Origin of the sequence: Streptomyces sp. col6 (genome assembly GCF_008042035.1) — a bacterium.
GTDB lineage: Bacteria > Actinomycetota > Actinomycetes > Streptomycetales > Streptomycetaceae > Streptomyces.
Window position 1 is genome coordinate 729,604 of the sequence record NZ_RDBL01000029.1, and the last position, 8,667, is coordinate 738,270.

The following is an 8,667-nucleotide window of genomic DNA, read 5'->3' on the forward strand; positions in this document are numbered from 1 at the left end:
GCGTCGCCCCCGAGGTTTCCCGGCGCAGCGTCGCCACCGAGGGAAGGCCCCAGAAGGCCGAGGTGCCCCGCCGCCGGTCCGAGGGGCCTTCCCTCGGTGGCGACGCTGCGCCGGGAAACCTCGGGGGCGACGCTGCGCCGGAAGGCCTCGGCGCCGACGGTGCGCCCGGCATCGCGCGGCCGCGGCCCGGGACCGTGGTGGCTCCCGGTGTGATGGTGGGGCCCGGACCCGGGCCGATGGAGGAACGACGATGACCGCGGTACGGGTACTGCTCGCCGATGACGAGCATCTGATCCGGGGCGCGCTCGCCGCCCTCCTCGCGCTGGAGGAGGACCTGGTGGTGGTCGCGGAGGCGGCCACGGGCCCGGAGGCGCTCGCCATGGCCCGCGCGCACCGCCCCGATGTCGCGGTGCTGGACCTGGAGATGCCGGGGGCGGACGGTGTGAGTGTCGCCACAACACTGCGGGCCGAACTCCCGGACTGCCGGACGATGATCGTGACGAGCCACGGCCGGCCCGGCCACCTCAAGCGCGCCCTCGCTGCGGGGGTGCGGGCCTTCGTGCCGAAGACCGTCAGCGCCCGTCAGCTGGCCGGCATCATCCGCACCGTGCAGGCGGGAAACCGTTTCGTGGACCCCGAGTTGGCGGCGGACGCGATTGCCGCCGGGGACTCGCCGCTGACCGTGCGCGAGACCGAGGTGCTGGAGTTGGCGGCCGATGGCGCACCGGTGTCGGAGATCGCCGAACGGGCCTCGCTGTCGCAGGGCACCGTACGGAACTACCTGTCGGCGGCGGCCTCGAAGCTCGGGGCGGAGAACCGGCACGCGGCGGTGCGTCTCGCACGCGAGCGGGGTTGGGTATAGTAGGTCTCGCGCTTCGGCGCTTGCGGACGTAGCTCAGTTGGTAGAGCGCAACCTTGCCAAGGTTGAGGTCGCCAGTTCGAACCTGGTCGTCCGCTCCAGCGAAGAAGAAGCCCCCGGCCTTTCGGCCGGGGGCTTCTTCGTGTGCGCACGGGGACTTCTTCGTGTGCCCGGGGGCAGAGGGGTGTCCCGCCGGCCGCGACCGGCGGGACGCCGCTGCTACCAGGACGTACCGGTGAGGAGTTCGTACGCCTCGATGTACTTGGCGCGGGTCGCGTCCACGATCTCCTGCGGCAGGGCCGGCGGCGGCTGCTCGCTCTTGCGGTCCCAGCTGGAGGCCGGGGAGGTCAGCCAGTCGCGCACGAACTGCTTGTCGTACGACGGCTGGGCACGACCGGGCTCCCAGGAGGCGGCCGGCCAGAAGCGGGAGGAGTCCGGGGTCAGGACCTCGTCGGCGATGATCAGTTCCTCGCCGCCGTCCGCAGTGGGCGCGAAGCCGAACTCGAACTTGGTGTCCGCCAGGATGATCCCGCGCTCGCGGGCGATGTCGCGGGCCCGGCCGTAGACGTCCAGGGTGGTCCGGCGCAGCGCGGCGGCCGTCTCCGTGCCGACCTGGCGGGCCACCTCCTCGTAGCTCACGTTCTCGTCGTGGTCGCCGACGGCGGCCTTGGTGGCGGGGGTGAAGATCGCCCCTGGGAGCTCGGAGCCGTCGACGAGGCCGTCGGGGAGCCCGATGCCGCAGACGGTGCGCGAGGCGTTGTACTCGACGAGGCCGGAGCCCGTCAGATAGCCGCGGGCGACGCACTCGACCGGGACCATTCGCAGCGACCTGCAGATCATCGTGCGGCCCTCCCAGTCGGCGGGGGCCCCGGCGGGCACCTCGGTCGACAGGACGTGGTTCGGCACAAGATCGGAGAGCTGGTCGAACCACCACATCGAGAGGCGGGTCAGGACGCGGCCCTTGTCCGGGATCTCGGTCGGCAGCACCCAGTCGTACGCGGACATCCGGTCGCTGGCGACCATGACGAGGTCCCCGGCCTCGTTCCGGTACAGGTCACGCACCTTGCCGGTGTGCAGGTGGGTGAGTCCCGGTACCTGCACGGGCTCGGGCTTTTCTACAAATCCGGACACGCTGCCTCCGCGTAGGTTGTTCCAAGGACCGTTCCGATTGTCCCGTATCGGGGAACGGCCGGCTGCGGAGGGGTGCCGGCGGGTGGCCCGGAGACGTCCGTGGTTCAGGCGCGCTTGCAGATCCGGTCGAGGAGATTGGCGGTGGCCTTCTGGATACGGGGGTCCACATGGCCGGGGCGGTCCAGGGCCGGGGACCAGGCGAAGGTCCCCGAGGCGAAGACGAGCGCGCCGGACGGGGCCCGGTACAGCGAGGTCTCCTGGTGCCGCATCACGCCTTCGCTGTCCTGGTACGGGGAGTGGGCGAGCAGGATGCGGTTGTCGTGCTCGGGCAGCGAGGTGCGCGGGAAGTAGCGGTCGGCCTCGCCCGCCACCAGGCCATCGATCTCGTCGCCCTCGCCGGCACCCGTCGCGTCCCACAGCCAGTGCTCGGCGTTCCGCACGACCAGGGGGTGCGGCTCGGGGACCCGGCCCGCGTACTGGATACCGAGCAGCTGTTGCTCGGGGCGGTCGATCTCGCGCCAGAGCGCGGGCTTGCCGGGGCCGCGGCGCTTGCGGCAGGTGAGCAGCCGGTCCGGCACCCCGGAGGCCGAGGGCCCGAGGCTGACCTGCCAGTACATGGTGTTGGCCGAGAGGTGGACCAGCGAGGTGCCGTGGTCGCGGGCGCGCTCGGCGGTACGGCGCATCGGCACCGACCAGTACTCGTCGTGGCCGGGGAAGACCAGGCCCCGGTAGCGCGTGGGGTCGACCCGGCCCGCGTGCAGGTCGCGGGTGTCGGCGTAGGCGAGGTCGTAGCCGTAGCGCTCGGCCCAGCGGATGAAGTCGTAGGCGTGCCCGACGTGCAGCGGGAGGCCGGCGCCCGCGTAGGGGCGGTCGAAGGAGACGGTGACCGCCGCGTCCTCCTCGCCGAGCAGCCGGCCCTCCTCGTCCCAGGCGTGGTAGAGGCTGGCGCCGGTCCGGCCGTCCTCCGGGTAGAGGTTGTACGCCTGCCAGGTCACGTCCGGAAGCACCAGCAGCAGGTCGGCCGGGTGGTCGTCGCGGATGGTGAACGGGATGTGGGAGCGGTAGCCGTCGAGCGTGGTGAGCACGGCGACGTACGCGCCGATCGACCAGTACGTGGGGATCTGGAGCCGCCAGGACAGCCACCAGTGGTGGCAGGAGACCGTGCGGTCGGCGGTGAGGGGAGCCGGCTGGACGATGCCGGACAGCCGGGGGCTGGTGGTGATCTTGGAGGCGCCGTCGCCCCCGTAGTGGCCGATCCGGTAGACGTCCACGGAGAACTGCTGCGGCGGGTCCACGGTGATGTGGAAGTCGATCGCCTCACCGGGGGCCGCGGCGCCGGTGGAGGTGAAGCCCTTGATCTGCCGGCGCACGTCGTCCGCGGTGCGCGTGCCGCCGCCGGAGCCGCGGGACAGGGTGGGGTCCGCGTACCAGGGCACGACCTGACCGGTGTCGTCGAAGTAGTTCTCGCTGCCGCGCAGCCAGGGCAGCGGCCCCTGGCCGAAAGGGTCGGTCACGGCATGCGCCAGGGCACCCGATTCCCACCGACGGATCTGTTCCGCCCCCATCACGCTCCCCCTCCCTCAGGCCCCCGGATCAACAGTGGCGCGCCGACAGTCAGCGCCGTTCCCAGCACATCACATAACGCACGCACTCCGTCACCGTTCGTCGTGAATTGACGTGAACGGAACTTGGGGCTCCGGTTATGCGGTCGTTCTCGGCCATCCCGTCCGCCGCGTCTCCTGTCGGCGGGGGCCTGTTTCAGACGAGGCGGACGGGCTTGTCGGTGCGTACGCCGACCGAGGTGAGCCAGGAGCGCAGCGGGGCGGCGTCGCCGTCCTCGATCAGGCTGAGGACCGGGCTGCCGAGGTCGGCCCGGCGCTCGCCGTCGACCAGCAGCGTGGGCCCGTCGAGCCAGTCGAGGCCGGGCGCGGCGCCCGCGGTGTCCACGGCGGCGCAGCAGACCATCGCCGCGACATGGTCGGCGAGCAGTTCGGTGCCCGTACGGGGCGGCTGGAGCGGGAAGAGCGGGAGCGGGTCGGGGCCCCACAGGGCCAGCAGGTCGTCGCCGGGAGCGGAGGCGGCCGCTGCGGTGGCGCCCGCGCCCTGCGCCTCGGCCTCCTCGCGCGCCACGGCGGCGCTGATCCCTGCCGCCAGCTCCTCGCCGCCGTTCTCCCCCGCCTCCAGGTGCTCGACGACGCGGGCCAGGGTGGGCACCCCGCCGAGGGCCGCGGCGGGCGGGACCCCCATGGTGTCCAGGACCCGGTGCAGCCGGGCCGCCTCCGAGCGCCACTTCCGGTCGACCACCTCGTCCGGATACTGCTGCCAGTCCACCGGGGACCAGTCGGGGCCCGTCTCGGCGGGGCCGCCGTGGAAGAGGCGGGCCGCCAGCAGGGACGCCGCCTCGTCGGCCGCGCCCGGCTCCTCCAGCAGGTCGCAGGCGGGCCGCTCGCCGAGCCGGGAGGCGTACCCCTCGGCCAGCCGGTCGCGGCGGGACAGCTCGGTGAGGGCGGAGACGACGCCCGCGTCCAGCTGCGAGGGCCAGCGGCCCATCCGCCAGGCGGGCAGCGCGACCCGGGTCAGCAGCCGGTCCCAGCCGGCGTAGGCGAGGCCGACCTGTTCCTGCGCGACGATCCGCAGCCCGTAGTCCACCGCCTGGGCGCGCGTCGACGCGGCGGCGGCGACCCCCCGCTCCATCTCGGCGGCGTGGCCGCGACAGCTGCGCAGCAGTATCCGGGCGATCCGGCCGATGAAGACGCGCGGCAGCCGCAGGGCCCCGCGCACCGGGCCCTTGGCGGGCGCGGAGCCGTCGGCGACGGCCCCGTCGAGGCCCCGGACGAAGCGCCGGGCGGCGGCTATGTCGGGCTGGGCGGAGGCGCTGGTCCCCGCGACGACCGGGGCGAGCAGGGCGCGCAGCTCCGCGACCCGCATCCACCAGAGGAACGGGGAGCCGATGACCAGCACGGGGGCCGCCCCGGTCCGGCGTGCGGAGCCGCCGGACGCCGGACGCGTACGGTCCTCCAGCCAGCTGTCGCAGTCGGGCGTGAGCGCTATGGCCGAGGGCGCGGGTACGTCGAGCCGGTCCGCCAGCTCGCGGACCAGACGGTAGAGGTCGGGGGCGGCCGACTCGCTCAGCGGCACGGTCGGGCTGACCGCCGGCTTCGCCCGCGCCACCGCGATCGCGACGGCCGCCGCGATCAGCAGGACCACGACCGCGCAGGCGGTCACGGCCCAGCGCGCCGCGTCCCAGCCGCCGCCGTCGGCGAAGCCCTGCGCGCCCGCGGCGAACAGCACCACGGCCAGCGCGGCGGGCAGCAGCGCGACCGCCGTCGCCCTGCCGCGGATGCGCAGCAGGGCGAGTGCTCGGGCCCGCGCTGCCCGTGCACCCGGCTCCTCACCCGTACCGGTACCGGACACGGCTGGACCTCACCCCCTCTGCCCCCACGGCGGTGTTGCTCACTCCCCCACTGTGGCACCCGCCACCGACATCGCAATGCCGGTGGGCCAAGTGCCGGAACGCTTGCGCCGCACCCTAGTTGGGGGTGCGGCGGGCGTCATCCGGATGGCTCAGCCGTCACTCGATGGAATGGCTTTGGGCAAAGGTGTTGAGCTGCGGAGGGTCGGGGAGGTACGGGCCCCGGCCCCACCGCGACGCGGGATTCAGGCCCGCGCGGTCGCCGCGTCCTGTGCGGCCTTCTTCGCGATGTCCGTACGGAGCTGGGAGCCCTCCAGCCGGATCCTGGCCGCCGCCGCGTAGGCGCGCTCACGGGCGCCTGCGAGGTCGTCGGCTGTCGCCGTCACCGAGAGCACCCGGCCGCCCGCGCTGACGACCACGTCGCCCTCGCGCCGGGTGCCGGCGTGCAGCACGTACGCGTGCGGGGCGTCCTGCGCCGCGACCTCGTCGAGCCCCTCGATCGGGTCGCCCGTGCGCGGGGTGCCCGGGTAGTTGTGCGAGGCGATGACCACGGTGACGGCGGCGTCGTCGCGCCACTTCAGCGGCGGCAGCTGGTCCAGGGTGCCGTTCGCGGACCCCAGCAGCACCCCGGCCAGCGGCGTCCGCAGGCGTGCCAGGACCACCTGGGTCTCCGGGTCGCCGAACCGGGCGTTGAACTCGATGACCCGCACGCCGCGCGAGGTGATCGCGAGGCCCGCGTACAGCAGCCCCGAGAACGGCGTACCGCGCCGGCGCAGCTCGTCCACGGTCGGCTGGAGCACCGACTGCATGACCTCGTCGACCAGCTTGGGGTCGGCCCACGGCAGCGGGGAGTACGCGCCCATGCCGCCGGTGTTCGGGCCCTCGTCGCCGTCGAGGGCGCGCTTGAAGTCCTGGGCCGGCTGGAGCGGCAGCACGGTGGTGCCGTCGGTGATCGCGAAGAGGCTCACCTCGGGGCCGTCGAGGAACTCCTCGATGACCACCCGGTCGCAGGCCAGCGCGTGGGCGCGGGCCACCTCGACGTCATCGGTGACGACGACGCCCTTGCCGGCGGCCAGACCGTCGTCCTTGACCACGTACGGGGCACCGAACGCGTCGAGCGCGGTGTCGATCTCGGCGGGCGTGGTGCACACGTAGCTGCGGGCGGTCGGTACGCCCGCCCCGGCCATGACGTCCTTGGCGAACGCCTTCGAGCCCTCCAGCTGGGCGGCCGCGCCGGACGGGCCGAAGCACGGGATGCCGGCGGCGCGGACCGCGTCGGCGACCCCGGCGACGAGCGGTGCCTCCGGGCCGACGACCACCAGCCCGGCGCCCAGCTCGGTGGCGAGGCGCGCGACGGCAGCGCCGTCGAGGGCGTCGACCGGGTGCAGTTCGGCCACCTCTGCGATGCCGGCGTTGCCGGGGGCGCAGTACAGATCGGTGACGTCGGGGTCGAGGGAAAGAGAGCGGCACAGGGCGTGTTCGCGGGCGCCGCCGCCGATGACGAGGACCTTCACGGGGTGCAGCCTAGCCGCCGGGGCACGGCGGCCTCGACGGCCGCCGGTCCGTGGACAGGCGGCGGCGACCGGCGTCCCGCGCCCGGCGGGGCTACTCGTTCGTGAACTCCTCGACCACCGTGGCACCCAGCTCCCGGACGATCAGCTCGTGCCCGGAGAGGGCGGAGTCGACGAGGTCCGGGTCGTCCGCCTCCGGGATGTCGTCCTCGGGGGCGACCGGCCTGGGCGCCTCGGGGGCCGCGTACGGGGCGGGCGCGGGTCCGTCCTGCGACCCGCCGCCGCTCGGCTGCTGCGGTGCGGGCGCGGGGGCCGGGGCGGGCGCCGGCGAGGGCCTCGGGGCCGGGGACGTACCCCATGGCGGGCCCGGGGCCGGTCGTCGCGAAGGATGCGCCGCGCTCCAGCCGGTCCAGCCGGGCCTGGAGGGAGCGCTCGTCGTCGAAGGCGGCGGGGAGCAGGACCCGGGCGCAGATCAGCTCGACCTGGAGACGCGGCGAGGTCGCGCCGCGCATCTCCGTGAGCCCTTCGTTGACCAGGTCGGCCGCGCGGCTCAGCTCGGCCGCACCGAACACGGAGGCCTGGGCCTGCATCCGCTCGACGACATCGGCCGGCGCGTCGATCAGCCCCTTCTCACCGGCGTCCGGCACGGCGGCGAGGATCACCAGGTCGCGCAGCCGCTCCAGCAGGTCGGCGACGAAGCGGCGCGGGTCGTTGCCGCCCTCGATGACCCGGTCCACGACCTCGAACGCCGCGGCACCGTCGCCCGCCGCGAAGGCGTCCACGATCGAGTCGAGCAACGAGCCGTCCGTATAACCGAGCAGGGCCGTCGCCATGGCGTATGTCACACCGTCGTCGCCCGCGCCGGCGAGCAGCTGGTCCATGACGGACATCGAGTCACGCACGGACCCGGCACCGGCCCGCACGACGAGCGGCAGGACGCCGTCGTCGACGTGGCTGTTCTCCCTGCCGCACACCTCGGCGAGGTAGTCGCGCAGGGTGCCCGGCGGGACGAGCCGGAACGGGTAGTGGTGCGTACGCGACCGGATGGTCCCGATGACCTTCTCGGGCTCGGTGGTCGCGAAGATGAACTTCAGGTGCTCCGGCGGCTCCTCCACCACCTTCAGCAGGGCGTTGAACCCCGCCGACGTCACCATGTGCGCCTCGTCGATGATGTAGATCTTGTAACGACTCGACGCGGGCCCGAAGAACGCCTTTTCCCGCAGGTCACGGGCGTCGTCCACGCCACCGTGCGAAGCGGCGTCGATCTCGATCACATCGATCGACCCCGGTCCGTTGCGCGCCAGGTCCTGGCAGGACTGGCACTCCCCGCAGGGCGTGGGCGTGGGCCCCTGCTCGCAGTTCAGACAGCGGGCCAGGATGCGCGCACTCGTCGTCTTGCCGCAGCCGCGCGGGCCACTGAACAGGTACGCGTGATTGACCCGGTTGTTCCGCAGGGCCTGCTGGAGCGGGTCAGTGACATGCTCCTGACCGATGACCTCGGCGAACGACTCGGGGCGGTAGCGGCGGTACAGCGCAAGGGACGACACACCTACGAGGTTATCGGGGCCCACCGACAACCGGGCCCGCCCGTGACCCGCACCACCCCGGGAACGCAAAGGGCCCCCCACGCACCCGCCAGAGCCAACCTACCCTTGCTGCCTTCCGGCCCTGGGGGAGTTCAGTCAGATAGCGCCACGTGAGGGGCTGACGCCTACCTTAACCGATCCCCACCCCCACAAGTCCACCTCCCCCAC

6 protein-coding genes, 1 tRNA gene and 1 other RNA gene are annotated in these 8,667 nt (G+C 73.6%); 2 read left to right on the forward strand and 6 right to left on the reverse strand.

What is annotated here, in order from left to right:
- Positions 1-250: 250 nt before the first annotated feature.
- Positions 251-862, forward strand: a complete 612-nt coding sequence (locus EAO73_RS32710) for a response regulator transcription factor (protein WP_147975091.1) — start codon at positions 251-253, stop codon at positions 860-862.
- A 22-nt stretch (positions 863-884) separates the two neighbouring features.
- Positions 885-960 (forward strand) — tRNA-Gly (locus tag EAO73_RS32715).
- A 118-nt stretch (positions 961-1,078) separates the two neighbouring features.
- Here EAO73_RS32715 and EAO73_RS32720 read toward each other — a convergent pair.
- The 6 genes from EAO73_RS32720 to ffs form a co-directional block, all read right to left on the reverse strand.
- A complete protein-coding gene (locus EAO73_RS32720; RefSeq protein ID WP_147975092.1) occupies positions 1,079-1,990 on the reverse strand; it encodes a phosphoribosylaminoimidazolesuccinocarboxamide synthase in 912 nt (303 codons plus the stop codon).
- Between the two features lie 104 nt (positions 1,991-2,094).
- Entirely contained in the window at positions 2,095-3,555 is a 1,461-nt protein-coding gene (locus EAO73_RS32725; protein WP_147975436.1) for a N,N-dimethylformamidase beta subunit family domain-containing protein, read from the reverse strand.
- Positions 3,556-3,748: 193 nt separating this feature from the next.
- A complete protein-coding gene (locus EAO73_RS32730) occupies positions 3,749-5,404 on the reverse strand; it encodes a hypothetical protein (RefSeq protein ID WP_147975093.1) in 1,656 nt (551 codons plus the stop codon).
- A 243-nt stretch (positions 5,405-5,647) separates the two neighbouring features.
- Entirely contained in the window at positions 5,648-6,916 is a 1,269-nt protein-coding gene (gene purD, locus EAO73_RS32735; protein WP_147975094.1) for a phosphoribosylamine--glycine ligase, read from the reverse strand.
- Positions 6,913-8,460 (reverse strand): DNA polymerase III subunit gamma and tau, encoded by a 1,548-nt coding sequence (locus EAO73_RS32740; RefSeq protein WP_224756542.1) that lies wholly within the window; start codon positions 8,458-8,460, stop codon positions 6,913-6,915. The genes purD and EAO73_RS32740 overlap by 4 nt, the downstream gene beginning before the upstream one ends.
- A 66-nt stretch (positions 8,461-8,526) precedes the next feature.
- Positions 8,527-8,621, reverse strand: an RNA gene (ffs, locus tag EAO73_RS32745) — signal recognition particle sRNA small type.
- Positions 8,622-8,667 lie beyond the last annotated feature (46 nt).

Excerpts from the sequence above, each read along its gene's own strand:
- EAO73_RS32710 (WP_147975091.1), top strand. The coding sequence starts at position 251 with ATGACCGCGGTACGGGTACTGCTCGCCGATGACGAGCATCTGATCCGG.
- EAO73_RS32725 (WP_147975436.1), bottom strand. The coding sequence starts at position 3,555 with ATGGGGGCGGAACAGATCCGTCGGTGGGAATCGGGTGCCCTGGCGCAT.